The 22,086-nt window shown below is 68.8% G+C and carries 21 protein-coding genes, 1 other RNA gene and 2 pseudogenes; 5 read left to right on the top strand and 19 right to left on the bottom strand.

What is annotated here, in order from left to right; genetic code table 11:
* The 3 genes and pseudogenes from AB0F10_RS14215 to AB0F10_RS14205 form a co-directional block, all read right to left on the bottom strand.
* A pseudogene (locus tag AB0F10_RS14215) lies at window positions 1-291 on the bottom strand (hypothetical protein); the annotation flags it as partial.
* A gap of 90 nt (window positions 292-381) precedes the next feature.
* Complete coding sequence (locus AB0F10_RS14210; RefSeq protein ID WP_360623685.1) at window positions 382-585, bottom strand: hypothetical protein; 204 nt, start codon at window positions 583-585, stop codon at window positions 382-384.
* 147 nt (window positions 586-732) lie between these two features.
* Window positions 733-1,755 carry an aspartate-semialdehyde dehydrogenase gene (locus AB0F10_RS14205; RefSeq protein WP_360623683.1) on the bottom strand — a complete coding sequence of 341 codons (1,023 nt, stop codon included), beginning with the start codon at window positions 1,753-1,755 and terminating at the stop codon, window positions 733-735.
* 142 nt (window positions 1,756-1,897) lie between these two features.
* Here AB0F10_RS14205 and AB0F10_RS14200 point away from each other — a divergent pair, with 142 nt between their 5' ends.
* The gene (locus tag AB0F10_RS14200) at window positions 1,898-2,710 is read left to right on the top strand and encodes a methyltransferase domain-containing protein (protein WP_360623693.1); all 813 of its coding nucleotides are present in this window, start codon (window positions 1,898-1,900) and stop codon (window positions 2,708-2,710) included.
* Here AB0F10_RS14200 and AB0F10_RS14195 read toward each other — a convergent pair.
* From AB0F10_RS14195 to AB0F10_RS14175, 5 genes are all read right to left on the bottom strand, one after another.
* Complete coding sequence (locus AB0F10_RS14195; RefSeq protein ID WP_360623681.1) at window positions 2,707-3,315, bottom strand: M15 family metallopeptidase; 609 nt, start codon at window positions 3,313-3,315, stop codon at window positions 2,707-2,709. The genes AB0F10_RS14200 and AB0F10_RS14195 overlap by 4 nt on opposite strands.
* Before the next feature lie 77 nt (window positions 3,316-3,392).
* Entirely contained in the window at window positions 3,393-4,007 is a 615-nt protein-coding gene (gene ribA, locus AB0F10_RS14190) for a GTP cyclohydrolase II (protein WP_360623679.1), read from the bottom strand.
* 168 nt (window positions 4,008-4,175) lie between these two features.
* A complete protein-coding gene (locus tag AB0F10_RS14185; protein WP_360623677.1) occupies window positions 4,176-5,090 on the bottom strand; it encodes a serine/threonine dehydratase in 915 nt (304 codons plus the stop codon).
* A gap of 10 nt (window positions 5,091-5,100) precedes the next feature.
* A complete protein-coding gene (locus AB0F10_RS14180; protein WP_360623691.1) occupies window positions 5,101-6,153 on the bottom strand; it encodes a glyceraldehyde 3-phosphate dehydrogenase NAD-binding domain-containing protein in 1,053 nt (350 codons plus the stop codon).
* Window positions 6,154-7,242: 1,089 nt separating this feature from the next.
* A complete protein-coding gene (locus tag AB0F10_RS14175) occupies window positions 7,243-7,401 on the bottom strand; it encodes a hypothetical protein (RefSeq protein WP_360623675.1) in 159 nt (52 codons plus the stop codon).
* A gap of 334 nt (window positions 7,402-7,735) precedes the next feature.
* Here AB0F10_RS14175 and AB0F10_RS14170 point away from each other — a divergent pair, with 334 nt between their 5' ends.
* Window positions 7,736-7,936: a hypothetical protein gene (locus AB0F10_RS14170; protein ID WP_360623673.1), complete on the top strand. Its 201-nt coding sequence runs from the start codon at window positions 7,736-7,738 to the stop codon at window positions 7,934-7,936.
* Window positions 7,937-8,042: 106 nt separating this feature from the next.
* On the opposite strand, the gene AB0F10_RS14165 is transcribed toward AB0F10_RS14170, so the two are convergent.
* The gene (locus AB0F10_RS14165) at window positions 8,043-8,441 is read right to left on the bottom strand and encodes a nuclear transport factor 2 family protein (RefSeq protein ID WP_360623671.1); all 399 of its coding nucleotides are present in this window, start codon (window positions 8,439-8,441) and stop codon (window positions 8,043-8,045) included.
* Between the two features lie 205 nt (window positions 8,442-8,646).
* Here AB0F10_RS14165 and AB0F10_RS14160 point away from each other — a divergent pair, with 205 nt between their 5' ends.
* Complete coding sequence (locus tag AB0F10_RS14160) at window positions 8,647-9,285, top strand: class I SAM-dependent methyltransferase (protein ID WP_360623669.1); 639 nt, start codon at window positions 8,647-8,649, stop codon at window positions 9,283-9,285.
* Between the two features lie 795 nt (window positions 9,286-10,080).
* Here the strand turns inward: AB0F10_RS14160 and AB0F10_RS14155 are convergent.
* The gene (locus AB0F10_RS14155; RefSeq protein WP_360623667.1) at window positions 10,081-11,262 is read right to left on the bottom strand and encodes a hypothetical protein; all 1,182 of its coding nucleotides are present in this window, start codon (window positions 11,260-11,262) and stop codon (window positions 10,081-10,083) included.
* A gap of 901 nt (window positions 11,263-12,163) precedes the next feature.
* Window positions 12,164-12,564, bottom strand: an RNA gene (gene rnpB / locus AB0F10_RS14150) — RNase P RNA component class A.
* Window positions 12,565-12,648: 84 nt separating this feature from the next.
* On the opposite strand from rnpB, the gene AB0F10_RS14145 reads away from it, so the two are divergent.
* Together AB0F10_RS14145 and AB0F10_RS14140 are read left to right on the top strand one after the other, a co-directional pair.
* On the top strand, window positions 12,649-13,404 hold the full coding sequence (locus AB0F10_RS14145; RefSeq protein ID WP_360623689.1) for a sulfite exporter TauE/SafE family protein: 756 nt from the start codon (window positions 12,649-12,651) through the stop codon (window positions 13,402-13,404).
* Between the two features lie 73 nt (window positions 13,405-13,477).
* Window positions 13,478-13,939, top strand: a complete 462-nt coding sequence (locus tag AB0F10_RS14140; RefSeq protein ID WP_360623665.1) for a MarR family transcriptional regulator — start codon at window positions 13,478-13,480, stop codon at window positions 13,937-13,939.
* A gap of 56 nt (window positions 13,940-13,995) precedes the next feature.
* Here the strand turns inward: AB0F10_RS14140 and mctP are convergent, their stop codons facing one another.
* From mctP to AB0F10_RS14100, 8 genes and pseudogenes are all read right to left on the bottom strand, one after another.
* Complete coding sequence (gene mctP / locus AB0F10_RS14135) at window positions 13,996-15,642, bottom strand: monocarboxylate uptake permease MctP (RefSeq protein ID WP_360623663.1); 1,647 nt, start codon at window positions 15,640-15,642, stop codon at window positions 13,996-13,998.
* Window positions 15,643-15,748: 106 nt separating this feature from the next.
* Window positions 15,749-15,943: pseudogene (locus AB0F10_RS14130) on the bottom strand (DUF3311 domain-containing protein); the annotation flags it as partial.
* A gap of 162 nt (window positions 15,944-16,105) precedes the next feature.
* Window positions 16,106-17,404, bottom strand: a complete 1,299-nt coding sequence (locus tag AB0F10_RS14125; protein WP_360623661.1) for a glycoside hydrolase family 18 protein — start codon at window positions 17,402-17,404, stop codon at window positions 16,106-16,108.
* A gap of 99 nt (window positions 17,405-17,503) precedes the next feature.
* Entirely contained in the window at window positions 17,504-18,619 is a 1,116-nt protein-coding gene (locus tag AB0F10_RS14120) for a bifunctional RNase H/acid phosphatase (protein ID WP_360623659.1), read from the bottom strand.
* Window positions 18,616-19,350, bottom strand: a complete 735-nt coding sequence (locus AB0F10_RS14115) for a C4-type zinc ribbon domain-containing protein (RefSeq protein WP_360623657.1) — start codon at window positions 19,348-19,350, stop codon at window positions 18,616-18,618. The genes AB0F10_RS14120 and AB0F10_RS14115 overlap by 4 nt, the downstream gene beginning before the upstream one ends.
* Window positions 19,347-20,207 (bottom strand): Nif3-like dinuclear metal center hexameric protein, encoded by an 861-nt coding sequence (locus tag AB0F10_RS14110; protein ID WP_360623655.1) that lies wholly within the window; start codon window positions 20,205-20,207, stop codon window positions 19,347-19,349. The genes AB0F10_RS14115 and AB0F10_RS14110 overlap by 4 nt, the downstream gene beginning before the upstream one ends.
* Before the next feature lie 21 nt (window positions 20,208-20,228).
* The gene (locus tag AB0F10_RS14105; RefSeq protein WP_360623653.1) at window positions 20,229-20,813 is read right to left on the bottom strand and encodes a flavoprotein; all 585 of its coding nucleotides are present in this window, start codon (window positions 20,811-20,813) and stop codon (window positions 20,229-20,231) included.
* 16 nt (window positions 20,814-20,829) lie between these two features.
* A complete protein-coding gene (locus AB0F10_RS14100) occupies window positions 20,830-22,059 on the bottom strand; it encodes a helix-turn-helix domain-containing protein (protein ID WP_360623651.1) in 1,230 nt (409 codons plus the stop codon).
* Window positions 22,060-22,086: the final 27 nt, after the last annotated feature.

The following is a 22,086-nucleotide window of genomic DNA, read 5'->3' as shown; positions in this document are numbered from 1 at the left end:
AGCCGCGGGAGCCGCCGGAGCCGCCGGAGCCGCGGCGATGCCGCCGGGCGAGGCGTCGGAGGTTCGGACGGTCGCCTGCAGGGCCGCGACCGGATGCGACGAGGCCGCGACGGGCCCGGTGGCCGGCATCCGGGCGGCCGCCGGCTCGACGACGGCCGGGGAGGCGGCAGCCGGGAACGCGACGGGCGGCTCGACGACGGCCGGGGACGCGACGGCCGGGGACGCGACGGACCGCGCGGATGTGGCGCGGGTCGCGGCTGCCCGGGTCGGGGCCTTCTTGGTCACGGCCATGGGGAAGTTCCTCCTTGCGAATGACTACGGGTCGTCTCCGCCTGGAGACTGCAGGATTCCGGCTTGGACACAGGGGTCGAGCCGGCCTAGCTAGCTGACCTCCCCGGTCCAGCGGGCATCCTCGGCCTCCCACGCCGCATTGCGCTTCTCGACGGTCTCGAGCGCGTGCGTGGCGTCTTCAGCGGAGGCGTACGGGCCGAGCCGGAACTGGGCAGGACAGACGTCGTCCCCGGTCTCGACCCGGTTGTGGCGGAGGCACCAGAAGTAGCCGCCACCTGACCCACTGTCGTTCATGCAATCACTGTGCACCTGAAACCGACCATGCGCTACCGATTCAGGCAAAAAGCCCTTTTTTTCCATAGTGGAGTGTCGGAAAGACCCCTCGAAGGAACGACAAACCCGCTCCACCCATCGGGTGGAGCGGGTCGCTGGAACCGTTGGTCAGAGCGCCGCGGCGACCAGTTCGGCCACCTGGACCGCGTTGAGGGCCGCGCCCTTGCGCAGGTTGTCGTTGGAGAGGAAGAGCGCGATCCCGTTGTCCACGGTCTCGTCGGCGCGGATCCGGCCGACGAACGTCGGGTCGCGGCCCGCCGCCTGCAGCGGCGTCGGGACGTCGGAGAGTTCGACGCCGGGCGCGCCCGCGAGCAACTCCCGCGCGCGGTCCGGGGTGATCGCCCGGGCGAAGCGCGCGTTCACCTGCAGCGAGTGACCGGTGAAGACCGGCACGCGCACGCAGGTGCCGGAGACCTTGAGATCCGGGATGCCGAGGATCTTGCGGCTCTCGTTGCGCAGCTTCTGCTCCTCGTCGGTCTCGCCGAGCCCGTCGTCGACGATCGAGCCGGCCAGCGGCAGCACGTTGAACGCGATGGGCCGGGCGAACGAGCGCGGCGCCGGGAACTCCACGGCGGCGCCGTCGTGCGCAAGCTCGGTCGCGCGGTCGACGACCTTCTTGACCTGCTCGTCGAGCTCGGCGACGCCGGCCAGCCCGGCGCCGGAGACCGCCTGGTAGGTCGTGGCGACGAGGGCGACCAGCCCGGCCTCGTCGTGCAGCGGGCGCAGCACCGGCATCGCGGCCATCGTCGTGCAGTTCGGGTTGGCGATGATGCCCTTGGGACGCCGCGCGATGGCGTCCGGGTTAACCTCCGCCACGACCAGCGGGACGTCCGGATCCATCCGGTACGCCGACGAGTTGTCGATCACGACGGCGCCGGCCTCGGCGACCCGCGGTCCGTATTCCTTGGAGCTCGCCTTGCCCGCCGAGAACAGGACGATGTCCAGCCCCCGATAGTCGGCCGTGGCGGCGTCCTCCACGGTCACTTCGCCGTCCCCCCACGGGAGGGTGCGGCCCGCGGAACGGGCCGAGGCGAAGAGCCGGAGCTGGTCTACGGGGAACTCGCGCTCGGCCAGGATCCGGCGCATGACGCCGCCGACCTGTCCCGTCGCGCCTACGATGCCGATCCTCATGCGGATAAAACTACGGCCTGATTACCGGTAGACAAACTCGGTATCCCAAGCCTCGGACCAGCATCGATAGGCCACTGTCTTACAGAGCAGGATTTTACTCCCGATATGCGGGACAAGGACGTAGCGTCACGGCATGGCTGCTGTGTATACCCACGGGCATCACGAATCGGTCCTGCGCTCACATCGCTGGCGCACCGCAGAAAATTCGGCGGCGCATCTGTTGCCGCGGCTGAAATCCGGCGACACCCTGCTGGACGTCGGCTGCGGTCCCGGCACCATCACCGCCGATCTGGCGACCCTCGTCACACCGGGGCGGGTGACCGCTCTCGAGGTCACCGCGCCGGCCCTGGACCTGGCCCGCGCCGAGATCGGGCGCCGCGGGCTGGACAACGTCGACTTCGCCGTCGGCGACGTGCACGCGCTCGACTTCCCGGACGGCACCTTCGACGTGGTGCACGCCCACCAGGTGCTGCAACACCTCGGCGATCCGGTCGGCGCGCTGCGCGAGATGCACCGGGTCACGAAGCCCGGCGGCGTGATCGCGGTACGCGACAGCGACTACGCGGCCTTCACCTGGTTCCCGCCGCGGCCGGAACTGGACGAGTGGCTGGACCTCTACCAGCGGGTGGCCCGCGGCAACGGCGGCGAACCGGACGCCGGGCGCCGCCTGCTCGCCTGGGCGCACGCGGCCGGCCTGACCGACGTGACCGCCACGTCGAGCACCTGGTGCTTCGCGACGCCGGAGGACCGCCGCTGGTGGGGCGGCATGTGGGCGGAACGCATCCTCAAATCCGACATGGCACGCACCGCGCTGGATACGAACGCCGCGACGCCCGAGGACCTGGAACGAATCTCCCAGGGGTGGCGGGACTGGGCCGAGGAGAGCGACGGCTGGATGTCCCTGCTGCACGGCGAGCTGGTCTGCCGGGTGCCGGGAGAACCGGGCAAGCCCTAGAGCGACTTGGGCTTGAAGGCCCAGTGCCACGGCTCACGCGGGGTGTTCTCCACGAATCCGTACTTCTCGCCGTTGGCGCGCATCCACGCCTGCGCCTTGTTGTTGAGGTCGAGGTCGGTGGCCATGCCCCAGCCGTGCTCGCTGGTGCCGGGCTTGGCCGCCAGCCCGCCCTGCGAGTAGAGGCCCTTGCGCCGGGCCACGTCGACCTGCTCGTCGTACGAGCGGTACGAGTCGGTGATCCCGATCTTCACGCCCTGCGCCTTGGCGTCGGAGATCATGCGGGTCAGCGACTCGGCCGCCGGCGCCCAGAGCTTGTGGCCGGTGTCGCCCACCTTCTCCAGGGCGCTCGCCGGGATCTTGCCGTTTCCGTACCCGGCCAGCTCGTTCGGGATTCCCTTGCCGTTCAGCGAGTAGGACTTCGCGGTGCCCGCGGACGACTGGGTTCCCATGGCGTCCGCGAGCGCCGTCGCGAAGGCGGTGCCCGAGGCAGGCGTGGTGGCCGTGGTGGACGACGCCTGCTTGGGCGCCGTGACCTGCTGGGTCTGCATCGCGATGATCCGGCTCTGGATCTGCGCGATGCGGCTGTTGATGCCCTCGATCCCCAAAGCCAAAACCTCCGCGCTCGACGCCTTTCCAAGTACCGATCGGCGTCGCACGCAGCTGGCTGAGCGTAAATCGGAAGTCAGACAGCCAGCGGCAGGTCGATGGTGTGCGCGGTGTGTGCCACCTTGGCCTGCAGGTAGCGCACGTTGGCGTCCGAGGCGTGCACCTTGGTCGGCACCACGGTCCGCACGTCGACACCGGAGGCGCGCAGCTGGGCCGGCTTGTCCGGATTGTTGGTCAGCAGGTCGACGGTGCCGACGCCGAGGGCGGTCAGCATCTGCGCGGCCGCGGTGTAGTCCCGCTCGTCGTCGGCGTGCCCGAGTGCCCGGTTCGCCTCGTACGTGTCCATGCCGAGGTCCTGCAGCGCGTACGCGTCGAGCTTGGCGTAAAGACCGATTCCGCGGCCTTCCTGACGCAGATAGAGCAGGAAGCCACCGGTGGCGGCGATCCGCTCGACCGCCTCGCGTAGCTGGGGGCCGCAGTCGCAGCGCTCGGAGCCGAGCACGTCCCCGGTGAGGCACTCGGAATGCGGGCGCACCAGCGGCACCTCGGCGCCGAACGCGTCACCCAGTGCGAGCGCGAGGTGCTCCTTGCCGTCCGCGAGGCCGTCGAAGGTGATGACCTCGGCGGTGGTGCGGTATCCGTCCGCGAACTTCAGCGGCACGGTGACCCGGCTGCGAATACCCAAAGACATGAGAACTCCCTAAGCACTTGACGCTTCAAGCGCGTGATTCACCATACGCCGCCCTTGTTAAGACACCACGAGCCAAACGTCACAACGGATCAAGGAACAGCCGACAAAGATCAGCAAGAGTCGCCGCGCCGGCCGCGGGGTACCCCGGAAACAGGCCCGCAGGCCCGCTCAGGCAAGGTCGGCGGGATTCGTGTTCGCGCCGCAGAGAAGCACGACGACCCGCTCCCCCGAGGCCGGCACGTAGGCACCCGAGTCCAGCGCGGCCTGCGCGGCGGCGGTGCCGTGCTCCACGACGATCCGGTAGTCCTCCCACAGCCGGCGCCGGGCATCCACGATCGCCTGGTCGTCCACCAGTACGGAGCGCAGCCGCTCGGCGACCGCGGTCTCGTACGCGATCGTCCCGGTCCTGCGCGCACCGAGGGAATCGACCGCGACGCCCGAGACGGGCACGTCCACCGGACCGCCCGCCTCCAGCGCCGCGTTCAGGGCGGCCGACGTGTAAGGCTCGATCGCCACGACGCCGGCCCGCCCGCGCAGGGCGGCCGCGAGGCCGGCCACCAGCCCGCCGCCGCCCACCGCGACGAGCACGGTGTCGAAGCCGTCCGGCACCTGCTCCAGCAACTCCAGCCCCAGGGTGCCGTTGCCCGCGACCATGTCCGGATCGTCGTACGCGTGGCAGAACAGCGCGCCGGTGACGTCGGCCCGCACGATCGCCGCCGCGTACGCCTCCGCGTACTCGTCGCCGACCTGGACCACCCGCGCGCCGAGCTTGCCCAACTTGGCGACCTTGACCGGCGGGGTCGTGACCGGCACGAAGATCTCGGCCGGCACGCCCAGCTCGCGGGCCGCGTAGGCCGCGGCGAGGCCGGCGTTGCCGCCGGACGCGCCGATCACGCCCGCGGCCGGCAGGCCGCGCTCCGCCGCCGCGAGGATCCTGTTGAACATGCCGCGGGTCTTGAAGGACCCCGCGTGCTGCAGGAACTCGAGCTTCAGGAGGGCCGGCCCGTCCCGCAGCACCGGGGTGCGCCGGATCCGGCCGGCGATCCGTCGCGCCGCCGCCTCGACCTCGCTGGTAGGTGTCACCCGATCCGTTCTACACGACGCCGAACCGGTAGGGGGCACCCGCCGGCACGGCCTCACGTTCCCCCACGAGGCGCGCCAGATCCAGCAGCCGGTGCGAGAAACCCCACTCGTTGTCGAACCAGCCGCGCACCTGGACGCCGCCGTCGGCGCTGGTCTGGGTGCCGGACGGGTCGAAGAGGCAGGAGGCCGGGTTGTCGCGGACGTCGATGGAGACCGTGGGGTCCGGGTCGTAGTCGAGGACGCCGGCGAGATAGCCGGCCGCGGCCTCGGCCATGGCCCGGTTGACCTCCTCGCGGCTGACCGGACGGTCGGTGAAACCGGTCAACTCGGCGAGCGAGCCGATCGGCGTCGGCACGCAGTAGTAGCTGTAGCGCACCTTGCCGAGCTCCGGTAACGCGACGCTGAGCAGGTCACCGGCGACGTGGTTGTGCGGAATGATGCTCTCGGCGGTGGCCCGGCCCAGCCGGGGATCCTCCCGCGACGAGCCGATCACGGCGTCCTGCGCCTTCTGCCAGCCCTGGACCGCCAGCACCACCGAGGTGTGCACCGAGCGCAGGCCGAACCGCTCGAGCAGCACCTTCGCCAGCACCGACAGCGCGTTCACCCCGCAGGAAGCCGGCGAGATGACGTGATGCAGGAGCGGGTCGTAACGATGATGGTTGGCGCCGTAGACCAGCACGGCGTCCGGGTTCTCCGCCGAGGCGCTGATGACGACCTTGCGGGCGCCGCCCCCGGTGATGTGGCCGCGCGCGCTGCCGCCGTCGCGGAACCGGCCGGTGGCCTCGATGACCACGTCAACGCCCGCGTCGGACCAGGGGATCCGGCCCGGCTGAGATTCACTGAACGCCCAGATCGGGCGGCTGTTAACAATCAACTGACCGGCTCCGGCGGCGACCGTTCCCGCGAATCGGCCGCGCAGACTGTCGCGTTTCAGCGCGTACGCCAATCTGTCCACCGGAGCAATGTCGTTAATGGCGGCCACCGTGATTCCCACATCGGAATCGGCACCGATGATCCGCATAACACTTCGCCCGATCCGACCGAAACCGTTGATGCCGATCACGACACTCACCAAGATCTCCCTACGGCCGGATGGTCGACGGACGTGCCGTGCGCGACCGTACTGGCACCGCGCCCACACACACTAGCCGTCACCCTTCAGACACTATGAGTGTGCAACTTGCACGTCAACTGAGGTGCTGCGAACGGATACTCACAGTGTGACACCCGATGACGACGGGGTGACCGAGCAGTGTACTCAATCCGGTACTCCCCACTGGACAACGCCACCCACCTGGGAATATCACCTCCGCGAGAGAATCCCAGGCAGAGCTGACGCGGTGCCGCTAGGTAGTCACGGAGTCGACCCCTCGGAACCACCCCGCGCGCCGGCGCCCTCACGGACAGACCAATTGTCCAAATCGGACGGTCTTGCGCCCCCGGGCGGGAAAATTGGCACACCCGTCCCCGGGGCGGCGGCGCGTCCGCTACGAGGAGTCACGTATCCGGGCCCGATTCCGATCATCGGCGTTTTCGATGGTCCACTGCCTGGAAGACCATTCATTCAGCCCTTCGAAACACGTGCCGACAATCGATCCAGATCCGTAGTCAATGACGAGGACAGGCGCGGCGGCGGCCGGGTTGGAACGCCATCCGGAACCGTCACCTAACGGATTGCCGCGCCGCTACCCGGGCGGACGGCGGGGCCGGCGGAAGCCATGAATCGGCGTACCGAATCGGCGATCCGGTGAGCTGGTTCGCCCGGCCGGCCCGTTACGAGCACCGGCCGGAGAGCAACACGGCGAAAGCCGGGCCCGCCCGCGAACGATCGGGAGTGGACCCCGGCGGCGCACGCTTCACCGGCCGGCTGTCCGTTTCTACCCGGGCGTTTCCTGGTGATTCACGCGGCTTCCGGCCGGCTGACGGCTTCGGATCGGGCAAAATCGCGGTACTTCACCTTGCCCCACCGGCCGTCCGGGTGATGCCACACGATCCCCTCGTACCGGGGATGCGCCAGCACCCAGTCGCGCAGGCCCTCGAGGTCCCGCGGTCCAGACGGCCGCCGAGTCCGCGCCACCGGCCCGCCGCCTGCTCGAGGTGCTCCACGAATGCGCCCGGGACAACCCCCTGGCCTTCCCGGCCCAGGTGATGGTCAGAGATCGATGTGGTGTTCGGTCGAGTGGTGGTCCTGGCCGGCGTACTCGCTCAGAGCGAACCGGCCGGGCTCCTCGGTGGGGTGCACGGTGACGGTCAGGTGGCTCGCGTCCGGGAACCGCAGTTCGAAGACCGGATCGAGATCGCGGAGAAACACAAACCCCTCGCGGTCCTCGTCGTTCTCGGTGATCAGGTGACCCTGCGCGTCCCAGCCGGCGCCGGTGGGGGTGAATCACGACGTCGACCTCCTCGCTGCAGAGCAGGGTGCTGGAGTTCCCCCACCAGTCCAGCCGGCAGCGTCCCTCGAAGCGGTCCATGGCCGTCATCTTCCCCGGCCCGAGCCCGTATGGACACCGCGTCAACAATGTCTGCGTGACCGTCTTCCTCTGCGCGAAGTGCAGCACCGAGCTGACACCGGATCTCACCCGGCTTCCGGGCGTTCCCGAGGTCGCGGACGACTTCGGCCGAGAAAGGGGCCAGCACCTGGCACGGTGGTCATCCATCCCGGCGACGCGCCGTTGCTTCAGCATCTGCCGGGTTTCAAGAACAGCAGCGGATGCTGCGGACCGGGAGGAACCCAGGGACCCAACCGGGCCTGCCCCTGCGGAACGGTGGTGGCGACCCTCGCCGCCGATTGCCTGGGACCGTTCGAACTGCACTTCGACCCGGTGCGGGTGATCCCACTGATCTGACCCGTCCCGGCGGCCCGGCCATCCAATCCTGGACCAGCTACAGCAGACGCATCTCGACTCGCCCGAACACGTTGTTCTCACGGACGGGCAGGCTCCCAGGATCGCGTCACTCGAACAGACCGGCGGGCGGCAGGATGCGGCCCTCCTTGACATGGGAGTAGTCGCGGGCCTCGACCACCAGGCCCTCGTCGTTGAAGCGCAGCAGCGTGCAGCCGGAGATGGTGAGTGGCCCGCCATTCGGGTAGGTCACCGCCCAGTACTCCACGGCCGCCAGTTCACCGCCGACCTGCGGTTCACCGAACCAGACCTCAGCCGGGCGGGTTTCCTCGTCGAAGCTCTCCTGGACGTAGGTGCGTAGTCCCGCACGCCCGCGGTACGGACGGAACATGGACGCCCAATGATCGCCGTCCTCGGCTTGCAGACCGACGATGCCCTCGACGTCCTTGGCGGGCCAGCCCTGGGCCCACATGTTCGCCCACCGTTTCGCCGCGTCGCGTATGTCCACGATCCATCCCCCTCACGACAGTGCTTGCCACAATTCTGCCGACCACCTCCGACATCCCCGAGCCGACAGTGCGCTCAGGCCGACCCGCGGTTGTCGGCCCTCCGCCAGCTCCCAGAACTGGACCGAGATCAATGCAACCGCCAGGTGTGGTCGAGGCGTCGGTTGGGAAACCCGCGCGGGCAGCCGCACGCGTATCGTCGCCGCCATGCCGGCCCCGCACTGGTTCTTTCGCTTCATGTACGACCGCGAGAGCGCGGCCTGGGAGCGGCGACGCGACGAGCCGGAGCATCGTGAGCTGGTCGAGCGGACCGTCAGTGAGCTCGCGAACGTGGTCGCACCGCCCGGGCCTGTAGCCGACCTCGGCTGCGGACCAGGCGCGCACGCGCTGGCACTCGCGCGGCGCGGTTACGACGTCGTGGGTATCGACGGGTCGCCTCGCATGATCGAGGCCGCGCGGACAGCAGCCGCTCGTGACGAGGTCGACGCGACGTTCGACGTGCTCGACGTCAGCGCGCCGCTTCGCCTCGCGGACGCGTCGCTCGGAGGTGTTCTGGCGATCCTCGTCATACAGCATCTGCCGGATCCCGCGGCCTTCATCACCGAGATCCGGCGCTGCCTCCGGCCGGACGGGTACCTGTTGATCACCGCTCCCGCCCGCGACCGTATGTCGATGAAATCCCAGAACTGGTACTGGCGGACGCGCGCGGCGTGCTACCACCTCGTGCCTGGCATGGTCCGCTTCTACGACACGAACTCCCTCCCTCGTCTCGTCGAGGAACGGGGTCTGACCATCGTCGAGTGCAAGGGCGAGCCCGGTCGCGTGAGCGTGTTGGCTCGCGCATGACGTCGCTCGGCGATGTGCGCTCCGGCCAGGGCCGATCCGGCTGACCCACCGCAGCGTGCCCGGCGTGGGCGATGCCGACGTGGATTCGCTGCATGGCGATGACCAGGGCGCCGGTTGCTGGATGCAAAGGATGCCCGCCGGGTCGCTGCGGCAGGACGGGCCGTCCGGGACGGCTCCGGTTTACGGCTTTGAACCGGCTGATCGCTTTGGTGGTGGTCCGGGGCACCTCGGGTCACCGGCACCCCGGCCTCGACTTCGAGCACAGCGCGATACCGCTACTCCTTCATGGTCAACTCCATCAGCACCCGGCGAAGTGTCACGTACCAACTGAAGCCACGGTGTAACGCATCAAGCGGAGTACGACACCAGACCGGCTAAACGCTTGTGAGAAGCTTCTGTACGGGTTCAAGGCGGCCCGCTTCGCAGGCCGCTCGCGCCGCCCAGCAGGGCCGGGCCGGAGGCCCGGCGCTCGGGGCCCCGCGCCCGGGAGCTTCGCTGGGCGCACCCCGGCGGTTCCAGCCCGGCGGCAGACAAGACACACGAGGAAGCGAAGTAGCTGGCAGATTGGCTAACCAGTCCGCGATGACATGACGCCTCCGGCGGGGACTCTGACCTCGGGGATGGGTGGTGCCATCCCATCAACCTTCGTCCGGGCGAAGCCGAGCAGACAGGGCCTGCCTGGTCAAGGTCGGTCAGACAGTGGGGTGCTCCACCTTGCCCAGGCAGGCCCTGTCCGCTCCACGGTGTGTGGACGAAGGCCGACGGGATGACGGGTGACGCTTTATGCGCACGACCTCAAGCCGATACGTCAGCAACAAACAGCGGGTAATCAAATTCCGCTACCTCAATGCCAACGATCTTGTGGTCGCGAGACAGGGCGCGAAGAGCACTCTGCACTGTTCTGGAATCTAGGCCGGTCATCCGTGCAAGCTCCTCTGACGCAATGCGTTCAGAAGACTGAGCGAAATGTTCCTTGAGCACTGTCAGGACCAATTCCTGCACCTCAGGAGGTGTGAGTTGGTCTCGAATCCCGTTACCTCGTGGCGCTGCAGCAAACTGGACCCTTAGGGTGCGCTCGGTCGTTGGCTGCTGGCCGTAGAGCGGCGTAGTTATGTTAAGTTTCCGGGAGGCTCCAAGAACCGGAAGCTCAACCTTCAACTGAACAGACGAAAGCACTCCTAGGTATTCGTCCGTGTTGGGCGTCAGCTTTCCAAGTACGCCATAGAGTTCGACACGCAATGTGCCGGGACCGGAGCAGTAGAAGCCCTCAGGTGTAGAGCTAATAGGCCCAGAACTGGCAACGATCGGACTCGCAGTCAGCGCCTGCTCGGAGCCCCAGATGTTTAACGTAGCCGTCATTAAATGAGTGGGAATGGCAATCGCCCCTGGTTGCAAGTGCTCAATGTAGAGTGTGATGCCGCCTCGAAACTGCAGTGCCGATTCGGCCGTGGCACTGATTCGACCTTTAGCAGCCAAAAGTGTCGCGCTAGGTACGGAGACTGTTGGGAGGAGCGTCCTTAACAGCTCATGCCGCTTCGCGCTGCGCGTACGGGTGCCGGCGCGCCAAGGAATCTCTAGCTCCGGCGTTCCGCCACCGGGGTTCTTAACAGCATACGGCGCCCTGTCAGTCGTGAAGTGCAAGGCCAAGACGAGCCTGTCGCCGGGGAGGGGTATCCACAGCGATGTCAGGCCGGGGGCAACCTGATCGTCGAAGCACCGCTCCACCTTGGCCCACCAGTCGGCCAGGTCCACGGTCGAGTCGACCGTCACGACCTCTGCTGCTGCCTCGTCCACGCCGACGATCCAAATGATGTCGTCTCCTAGCGCAGCGTTGGCTGCTCCTGCGAGCTGCCGAGCCTTCGCGGGCGGCATAAGCTCCGATTTGCACTCGATGCGCTCGTCCTCGATTCTTTTACCGGACAAGACCGCATCTACTGCGGAGATCACCAGCGCCTCGATGAAGGCCTTTTTCGGCATGTAGTCACCCTGCCCCCTGGTCGCACAGCTTGTCGATAGAGTTTCAAGGTGCACATCGGCGAGTCCATACAAGTGGCAACGCTTGACGACTGGCGTGCCGTTGTGTGTCCAATGCTGCAGCTAACGGACAGCGATGGCGGTCAAGGATGGAAACCACGAGCGCCGATGAGCTGGAACCTCGGCAGGTGAGCGACCCAGGACCCGCGGATTGTCCAGGATTCCTAAACTGCGTGGCGACCGGTGAGCCGTACAGCAGGGAAGTACAGCAACTAACTACACCAGGCCGGACCGTCTGAGATGCCAGCACCACGTCTGACCTCGCGCGCGACCCTCAACGACCGTTTCGCGTGAACCTGTTACAGAAGCGGCACCTCGGTCGGACCCGTCGATCGACCGCGCTCCTACTAGCGCCTACGCACCTGCCGCATCTTGGCCCAGTTGGACAGCTCGGATGGAACTGCTGCGAGCATCCGTTGCAGGATGGCGCGAGCGACACCCTCCTGGTCGAAGTAGTACGCGACCTCACGGCCATCCGAGCCACCTTCCCGTCCAGCCGGTAGGCGTGCGGATGAGGTAGACGTCGCGCCGGTTCGGGCCGTAGCGGCGGTTGAACCAGTGCTCGATTCGTTCGCCCATGGCGCTAGATCAGAACACGCGTTCGATGTGATCGAGGAGGTGCGGCCGTAGCCGCCTACATCACGGCCCCAATCGCGGCACCCTGGACTTTCGCCGACAGCGAGGCGCAAGGGCGCCCAACGTTCTCCCGGCTCCGGGGCGCCTTCGGGGCGTCGGGGCGCCAGTGGGGCGTCAGATGTCGACCAGAATCCACCAACGTTGACCATCAATGCTGATCCATAAGTCCAGCTCACATCCCTACCCGGGCAGGTGGCCTTGAGGGCGACGGACGAGTCGACCTATACGCCGGATTTTGTACGCGGCGGCCCTGCGGCCGCCGGTGGCGGTCATCCATCTCGGCTTACCGTTGCCGGCACGCTCTTGCGGCCTACCCGCAGACTCGGGCGAGCAGCCCTCGAATGCCTGCGCCGGCCTCCGCCTCGCGGCGGGGGCCTTGCTTGGCCTTGCTCCGGGTGGGGTTTACCTAGCCACCCCGGTCACCCGGGGTGCTGGTGGGCTCTTACCCCACCGTTTCACCCTTACCGGCACGAAGCCGGCGGTCTGTTCTCTGTGGCACTTTCCCGCGGGTCGCCCCGGGTTGCCGTTAACAACCACCCTGCTCTGCGGAGTCCGGACGTTCCTCGGTGACGCTCGTGAGAGCGCCGACGCGACCGCCCGGTCGACTCGTCCGTCGCGCCGTCATCTTACTTGCGGCTCGCCGGGGCCGGCGGGCGGCGCTCGGATCTTCGCACCCGTAGATTCGTCGGCATCATGGACCTCGCGCATATCCTGCTGCTCGCCGTCGCCGGCCTGGCCGCCGGCGCGGTCAATGCGATCGCCGGCGGCGGTTCTCTGATCACGTTTCCGAGCCTGATCGCGGTCGGGCTGCCGACCGTCGACGCCAATGTCACGAATTCTGTCGCGGTTTTTCCCGGGTACGTCTCCAGCGTCGCGGGAAGCCGGGCTGATCTTGCCGGGCAGGGGCGGCGGCTGCGGGCGATCATTCCCGCGAGCCTGGCCGGGTCGGCGCTCGGCTGTGCGTTGCTGCTCGGTACGCCGGCCCGGGCGTTCGAGGTCGTCGTGCCGTTCCTGGTGCTGGGGGCCGCGGCCACGCTGTTCTTCCAGGATCGGCTCAAGGCACTGGTCGGGCGGTCGACCTCCGAGAAGCGGGTCGCCCTGCAGGTCGTGGTCTTCGTCGGCGCGATCTACGGCGGGTATTTCGGTGCGGCGCTCGGGGTCATGTATGTCGCCGCGCTCGCGCTGGTGCTCGACGAGACCCTCAATCGGATCAACGCGCTCAAGAACGTGCTGTCGGCCTGCGTCGGGTTCGTCACGGTCGTGGTTTTCGCGTTCTTCGCGCCGGTGCACTGGGGTGCGGTGCTCACGCTGGCGCCGGCCACGATCGTCGGGGGGTACGCCGGCGCGCGGCTTGCCCGGCGGCTGCCGGCCCGGGTGCTCAAAATCCTGATTGTCACGTTCGGCACGACGATCGGTCTCATCCTGATGTGGCGGGCATTCAGGCAATAGTCGCTTTCAGCAAACGTTCAGCAACGGCAGGAAAAATACAGCAAAACATAGCGACCCGGGACGGGAAGGAAAGATGGCCGACGACGACGCGGCGCTGGGGACGATCGAGACCCAGGTGGCAATGCTGATGCGGCTGGGCGAGGCCACCCGCCGTTCCTCGCCCCGACCGCACCGGGCCCTCGACCGGGCCGCCTACGTCATCCTGCGGTCCCTGCAGGAGGGCGGCCCGCAGAACGTCTCCTCCGTCGCCGAGCGGCTCAACCTGGACGGCTCCACGGTGACCCGGCAGGTCGGCGCCCTGCACCGCGACGCCCTGGTCGAGCGCAGCGCCGATCCCGACGACGGTCGCGGCACCGTCATCGCCGCCACCGCCAAAGGGCTCGCCCAGGTCGAGGCGGTCAGCCTGGCCCGCCGCGAGTTGTACGCCACCGTGCTGAAGGACTGGACCTCGGACGAGCGCCGCGATCTCGCCCTCGCCCTCGAGCGGCTCACCCGCGCCATGGACGCGTACCTGAAGGGCCTCGCGCCTGGCTAGACCTGGAAAGGGCCGTGGCCCCGGAAGGACGTCCGGGGCCACGGCGCGGGAGCGGGTCAGGTGGAGGACGCGATCGCTTCCGGGCTGGTGCGGGCCTTCTCCAGGCGCGGGTCGCCCTCGTCGGCGAAATAGTCGTCCGGCTTCGTGCCGTCGACGCCGTCCGGTGTCTTCATCGCCCGCAGGATCAGGGTGACGATCACGACGATCAGCAGGTTGACCGCGACCGCCACGAAGCCGACGTAGATCGTCTTCGGGGTGTCGAAGCCGAACTTGCTGAGCGGGAACGCGGAGCCGCCGAAGTGCTCCTTGTGTGTCGACGCGTTCGGGATCTGGTAGAGCATCCAGAACCCGAGGCACATGCCGGCGATCCAGCCAGCGACCAGGCCGCCCCGGTGCAGCCACCGGGTGTAGAGGCCGAGCGCGACCGCCGGGGCCGTCTGCAGGATGATGACGCCGCCGATGAGCTGCAGGTCGATGGAGAACTGCGGGTCCAGGAAGATGATGAACGCGACCGCACCGATCTTCACGACCAGCGATGCGATCTTGGCGACGCCGGCCTCCTGGGCCGCGGTGGCGTCCTTGCGGAGGTATTCCTTGTAGATGTTGCGGGTGAACAGGTTCGCCGCGGCGATCGACATGATCGCCGCCGGCACCAGGGCGCCGATGCCGATGGCCGCGAACGCGATGCCAGCGAACCAGGACGGGAACTGCTGGTCGAAGAGCAGCGGCACGACCGTGTTGCTGTCGACGCTGCCCGCCTTGGCGCCGGGCAGCGGCTTCACCCCCGCCGAGATCGCCATGAAGCCGAGCAGCGCGATCAGGCCGAGCAGCAGGCTGTACGCGGGCAGCGCCGACATGTTCCGCTTGATCACGTTGCGGTTCCGGCCGGCCAGTACGCCGGTGATGCTGTGCGGGTACAGGAAGAGGGCGAATGCGGAGCCCAGGGCCAGGGTGATGTATTGAAGCTGGTTGTTGGCGTTGAGGATGATGCCGTCGCCGGGCGCGGGCGACGCCTGGAACTTCGCGCTCGCGTCGTCGAAGATCGTGCCCCAGCCGCCCAGCTTGTAGGGCAGGTAGAGGACCGCGACGATGATGACGATGTAGATCAGCGTGTCCTTGACGAACGCGATCAGCGCCGGCGCCCGCAGCCCGGACTGGTAGGTGTATGCCGCCAGGATCGCGAAGGCGAGGATGATCGGCGCGTGCCGGGCGAGCGGGCTTTCGCCGGTCACGCCCATGGTCTTGAGCACGGCCTCGATGCCGACCAGTTGCAGCGCGATGTACGGCATGGTCGCGACGATGCCGGTGATGGCGACGAGCAACGCGAGCGTCGGCGAGTCGAAGCGGGTCCGGACGAAGTCGGCCGGGGTGACGAAGCCGTGCCGGTGCGACACCGACCAGAGCCGGATCAGCACCAGGAAGAACAGCGGGTAGATCACCACCGTGTAGGGCACCGCGAAGAACCCGGCCGCCCCCGCGCCGAACATCAGCGCCGGCACGGCGACGAACGTGTACGCCGTGTAGAGGTCGCCGCCGATCAGGAACCAGGTGATCCAGCCGCCGAAGCTGCGTCCGCCGAGGCCCCACTCGTCCAGGTGTGCCATGTCCTTGGGGGCGCGCCACTTGGCCGCGACGAAGCCCATGCCGCTGACCAGCACGAACAGCAGCGTGAAGATGATGATCTCGGTGATGTGCTCACTCATCGGACGCCTCCGAGGTCGACGGCGTCTCCGAGGTGGACGGAGCTGGCGAGGTGGACGGAGCCGGCGACACAGGGGCCACCGAAGACGAAGCCGGAGCCGCCGCCGGGCGCCTGGTCATCTGGTAGACGATCGAGGTCGTCGCGACGCCGAGGAGGATGAACGAGAACTGGATCCAGTAGAACGCGGGAAAGCCGAACAGCCGCGGGGAGTCGAAGTTGTACAGCGGCGTGAGCAGCGGAATCACGATCGGGATCAGCAGCAGCCAGTTCCACGGGCTGCGATCACTGCGGGGTGTTGACATGCCGTACCTCCTCATCGGAGCGCAGACGAGGTGGTGACCGTGGTCACGGCCATCGGCCGCAGGTTACCGAGAGGTTTCGTTCCGGATGCGCCCGGTTGAGATCACCCTGCGCCGAACGGCCAGGGTGGTGCGCCGAACGGCGCACCACCCATGATCGGACGGCTAGTGTCCGGGGGTCCAGAGACCCGCCGAGATCGTACGGGTGAGAGAGGCCTGCTCGTCGTCCCCGTCGAGCGACCACATCATCGCGCCGCCGAGGCCCTCGACGCGGATGTACGCCGTCTTCTGCAGAACCTGCGCCGGGTCGTCGTACGTCCAGAAGGTGGTGCCGTCGAAGAGCCACGAGTGGCCGGAGCGCCAGTCGCGGTGCAGCTTGAAGCCCTGCGCGGGCAGCGTCTTGAGGGTCTTGTAGTCCTCGGTGCCGACCGCGAACTTGCCGGGCGCGCCGCCGGTGACGGTCGCGAACAGGCCGTTGCCGCCGCCGGTCGCGCCGGTCCAGCCCTGGCCGTAGTAGGGAATGCCGAGGACGAGCTTGCCGCCCGGCGCCCCGCGGTCGCGCCAGGTGTCGATCGCGACCTGGGCCGAGAAGTCCGGGTTGTCCGGCGCGCCGGCCGGGACCCGCAGCGCGGACTGCTGGTTGGTCCGCGACTCCCACGAGCCGTGGAAGTCGTAGCCCTGCACGGTGCCGAAGTCGAGGTACTTGAAGATCTTCTTCGCCTCGAAGCCGGCGTCGATCTTGGCCGGGGCGGCCGGCAGGAACGCGGTCAGGTCGTAGTGCCGCTTCGTGGTGCGGGTCAGCGCGTCGAACTGCCTGCGGAATTCGGCGGCGAGCAGGGTGAAGTTCGGCTTGTCCTGCGGCCGGATCACGTTGCCGGCGTTGCCCTCCGAGCCGGGCCACTCCCAGTCGAGGTCGACGCCGTCGAAGATCCCGGCGCCGGCGCCCGCGGCGAGCCCGGGCAGGTTGCCCTTGATCCACAGGTCCACGCAGGAGGAGACCAGCTTCTTGCGGGAGGCGTCGGTCAGCGCCGCGTCGGAGAAGTACGCCGAGCCGGTCCAGCCGCCGAGCGAGATCAGCACCCGCAGCTTGGGGTTCGCCTTCTTGAGCTCGGCGAGCTGGTTGAGGTTGCCGGAGATCGGCTGGCCGGCGACGTCAGCGACGCCGTCGACGCTGTTGGCGTCCGAGAACGGCACGCTCCAGTCGGCCCAGGAGTCGGCGGAGTCGCAGACGCCGGCGGCGGTCACCGGGCCGAACGCGTAGTTGAGGTGGGTCAGCCCGGCGGCGGCGCCGGATCGCTGCACCTTGGCGAGCTGGAAGTCGCGGCCGTAGATGCCCCACTGGGTGAAGTATCCGACCTTGACGTATGACTTCTTCTGATGTGCCTGTGCGGTGGTCGGTGCGGCCGTGACTGCGACCAGTACGGCAGCGCCGACGGCCAGCAGGCGGCGGGAGAATCCGCGCATGAGCCCTCCAGGGGCGGACGGAAGTTGTCGACGAGGAATCGTGAAGAAAGTTTCCTAATCGAGGAAGCTAAACGTCCGCACCTGGCGGGGTCAATAGGTTCAGCGCAGGTGTGCCGTCTCGTTCACCGATCGCACCGCAACGCCCCCGTCCGGCCACATGTCCACGGTGGAGACGCCGGCCGCGTCCAGGAAGAGCCGGTGCAGGAAGGCGTCGCCCGCGGCGAGCGCGTCGCGCAGGATCAGCTTGATCGGCGAGACGTGCGAAACCACCACGACCGTGCCCGACGGGTACGCCGACTGCAGCTTCGCGCACGCGCCGCGCACCCGCTTCGCCACCGCCTGGAAGGACTCCCCGTTCGGCGGCGCGACGGCGGTCGAGTCGAGCCAGCGGTCCAGCTCGTCGGGCCAGCGCTCGCGCGCCTCGGCGAAGGTCAGGCCCTCCCAGTCGCCGAAGTCGCACTCGATCAGCTCCGGCAGCACCGTGACCTTCACGTTGCCCAGCTCGGCCGCGATGAACTCCGCGGTGCGCACGCACCTCCGCAGGGGTGACGAGACGACGGCCGCGACGTCGCGGGAGATGCCCGCCACCCGCCCGGCCGCGGCCATGGCCTGCGCCTCGCCCTGCTCCGAGAGCGGGACGTCGCCGCGGCCGGAGTAGCGGCCCTGAGCGGTCAGCGCGGTCTCGCCGTGCCGCACGAGGATGAGCCTGGTGGCCGAGTCGAGCGACGGCGGCGCCCAGTTCTTCGGGGCCTTCGCCTCGAAGGCCGGCGACTCGGAGCGCACCGGCTTGCCGGCGGCCTCGTCCATCGCGCGGTTGGCCAGCGCGTCGGCCAGCTTGTTGCGCTCGCGCGGGATCCACTCGAAGGACACCGCCGCGAAGCCGTCGACCAGCTTCGCCGCCTCGGCGGCGAGCGGGCGCAGCCCGGGATTCTTGATCTGCCAGCGGCCGGACATCTGCTCGATCACGAGCTTGGAGTCCATCCGCACGTCGACCCTGGCGGCGCCCAGCTCGGCGGCCGCCCGCAGCCCCGCGATCAGGCCGGAGTATTCCGCGACGTTGTTCGTCGTGGTGCCCAGCGAGCCGTGCCGCTCGAGCAGCACCTCGCCGGTGCCCTCCTCGAGCACGACGGCACCGAAGCCGGCCGGGCCCGGGTTGCCCCGCGAGCCGCCGTCGGCCTCCACCACGACCCGCAGGCCGCTCGCCGCATTGGTCACAGCCCGGACTCCGCGGTGCGGACCATGATCCGGCGGCACTCCTCGCAGCGGACCAGTTCGTCGGCGGGCGCGGTCTTCACCCGGTTCAGGTCGGCGCCGTACAGCTCGATGCGGCAGCCGCCGCATCGCCCGGCGCGGAACAGCGCCGCGCCCAATCCCGACTCCGCGCGGATCTTGTCGTAGAGGGCGAGCAGGTCGGGCGGCAGGTCACCGGCGAGCGGGGCCCGCGACTGGTTCCTGAACTCCTGCTCCTTGGTGATGTCGGCGTTCGCCTCGTCGCGGCGGGCCTCGGCCGCCGACCGGCGCTCGCCGGCCTCGGCCAGCCTCTTCTTCACGTCGTTGAGGGTCTGCTCGGCGCCCTCCTTCTGCTCCATGAGCTCGAGCTCGGCGTCCTCGAGCTCGGACTGGCGCCGGTTGAGGGTGGCCAGCTCGTGCTGCAGGCCCTCGATCTCGCGCAGGGCGCCGCCGGCCTCGAGCCGGGCCTGGTCCCGGTCCTTGCGGGTGCGGACCTGCTCGATGTCCTTCTCGAAGCGGGCGATGTCGCGGTCCAGGTCGTCGACGGCGACCTGGGCGCGGATCCGCTCGTCCTCCAGCGCGGAGAGCTCGCGGGAGATCTTGTCGATCTCCGCCAGCTCGGGCAGCGACTTGCGCCGGTGGGCGAGCTGGGCAAGTGCGGTGTCGATGGCCTGCAGGTCGAGCAGACGGCGCTGGGCTTCCGGGGCGGCCTTCACGTCAGGTACTCCTTATTTCCACTGACCGCATGCACGGTCCAGGGGTCGGTGTCGAGATCGGACACGAGTGCCGTGACCGGGAACTGGGCGCGCAACCAACCGGCCACCTCGTCGAGCCACGGCCGCTCGCTCGCCCAGTGGGCGACGTCGAGCAGCGCCGGGCCGTCGGCGGCGAGGTGCTCGCTCACGGGATGATGCCGCAGATCGGCGCAGAGGTACGCATCGGCACCCGCCCGGTCCGCGTCGCGCAGGAATGAGTCGCCCGCTCCCCCGCAGACGGCGAGGGAGCGGATCAGCCGTGCCGGGTCCCCGGCGGCACGCACCCCGGCCGTGGTCGGCGGCAGCCTGGCGGCGACGAACCGGGCCAGCTCCGCGAGCGGCATCGGCGCGGCCAGGTCGCCGACCCGGCCGGCGCCGCGGCCCTGCCCGGCGGCCGGGCTGCCCGCCTCGGCGGGGACCAGCGGCCGGGTGCCGGTCAGGTCGAGCCGGGCGGCCAGCGCGTCGGAGACGCCCGGGTTCGCCACGTCGGCGTTGGTGTGCGCGACGTAGAGCGCGATGTCGGCCTTGATCAGCCGGTGCACGATGCGACCCTTGTAGGTGTCCGGCGCGACCGACGAGACGCCCTTGAGCAGCAGCGGGTGGTGGGCGACGATCAGGCTCGCGCCCCCGGCGACCGCCTCCTCGACGGTCTCGGGCACGCAGTCGACGACGCAGAGGACCCTGCTGACGGGGGTGTCGAACTCCCCCAGGACGAGGCCCACCCTGTCCCACTGCTCGGCCCAGGCCCTCGGATAGCGCGCGTCGAGGGCGGCCACCACCTCACGGACGGCGGGCGGGGCAACGGCGGTGTCGGTCACGGCCGCCAACTCTACCCAGGCTCAGGATCGGGCTCCGGGCTCGACTCGGTTGTCGGTCACGAATCTGCTGTGCAGCGCCTGAAGCGCGCTCCGCCACGGGAACTGGCTCCGAAAACGGTCGTTCTGTCCCGGTCCGCCGAGTCGTACGACGTCATCGCCGTAAAGCACTTGGACACCCCAGTTGCGAAGTTTGTCCATGCTTTCGTGCAGCGTCGGGTGCAGGGCCATCACCTTGTTCGTGTACGGCACCACCACGGTCGGCACGCCGAAGCCGTAGCCCTCGACCAGCAGGCCGAGCACGAGCGTGTCGGTGATGCCGGCCGACCACTTGTTGATCGTGTTCACCGTCGCGGGAGCCACGATCATCGCGTCGGCCGGGGGCAGCAGGTCCTCGTCGCCGGGATTCTTGTAGTAGCTGCGCACGGCGTGCCCGGTCTGCGCCTGAAGCGCGGCCGCGTCGACGAACTTGCGTCCGTCCGGCGTGGTGATCACACAGACCTCCCAGCCGTCGCGCTGGGCCAGGTCGACGAGCACGCCGACGTCGCGGGCGATGGGCGAGCCGCACACGAGCACGTACAGCACGCCGGGCGAGATGTTGACACTCATCACCCGAGAACCCACCTCATACGCCGACTCCCATCTGCTCTGCCAGCTCCGCTATGGGCGCCGGCGGTGTGCCCCGCGTGCGTCGCAGCACGTCGGAGATGACCTCATGGGCGAGCGGGCGGCAACGGATCTCCGAGGGGGCCAGGCGGTCACCCTCCAGCAGCATCTCGCTGGCCATCTCCACGTCGCCTACCTGCGTGTAACCCCGGGCGATGTCCAGGTAGTGATGGGCACGCCGCTCCGGGAGCATCGCCGCGAAGCTCTCTTTGTTGATCTTGTTGTGCGTCTCGATGGCCTTGCCGCCGTCGCCGAGCTCGATCGCGGCCGCGGCCCGATGCAGCTCCACGTTGGTCGGCCCGAACGAGGTCCAGTAGTAGTTGTAGTCGCCGCCCAGCGCGCCGGCCGCCTGCTCCGCGCCGCAGACCAGGTCGCGCACGGTGGCGCTGTCGCCGATCCGGGCCGCGGCCATCGCCCCGGTGAGCAGCAGCAGGCCATAGACGGAGAGCCGCTCCGGCGTGGCCGCCTCGGGCGTCATCGGCGCGAGCCGGTTGGCGATGTTGACGTTGACCTCGAGCGCCGAGCGGATCCGGCCCAGCGAGAGCAGCGCCATGCCGACCCGGTGGCTGGCCATCCCCGCCAGCAACTGGTCGCCGGCGCGCTGCGAGACCGCGATCGAGCGGTCGGCGGCCAGCCAGGAGAGCTCGTGCTCGCCGACCTTGCGCAGGGCCGAGGAGGCGATCTGGTACACCTGCCCGAGCAGGTGCGCCGCGTCGCGGGCCTCCTCGCCGCTGGCGTGCGCGCTGTCCGCGGCCTGCGCGTCGCGCAGCAGCTGCGGCAGCTTGCGGGCCAGGACGCCGTACTTCGCGTGCTGATAGGTCAGCCAGGCGTGGCTGACCGCCTTGCGCATCTCCATCAGCGGCGGCGCCTGCGGCACCGGATGGAAGAACGCGCTCATCTGGTCGTACCGTTCGAGCGCCGCGCGGATCTCCTCGACCTCTACCTGGTCGATGCAGTTCTGCGTCTCGGGCCGCCGCTCGACGTCCTTGCCCAGCAGCAGCTGGACGTCGATCTGCAGCACGTCGGCGATCTCATAGACGACCGAGAACTTGTCGAGACGGCGGACCCCGCGCTCCACCTTGTCGACCCAGCTCTTGGATTTCCCCAGCCGATCCGCGAAGACCTGCTGGGACATCTTGCGACGGCCGCGCCAATAAGCAACTCGGCGGCCGATCGGCAGCTCGTCCACGGGTGCCTCCCCCACTCAGCCGGCGAC

The sequence above is a fragment of the Actinoplanes sp. NPDC026623 genome, from assembly GCF_040638275.1.
GTDB lineage: Bacteria > Actinomycetota > Actinomycetes > Mycobacteriales > Micromonosporaceae > Actinoplanes.
This window is presented reverse-complemented; position numbering and strand designations above follow the sequence as displayed.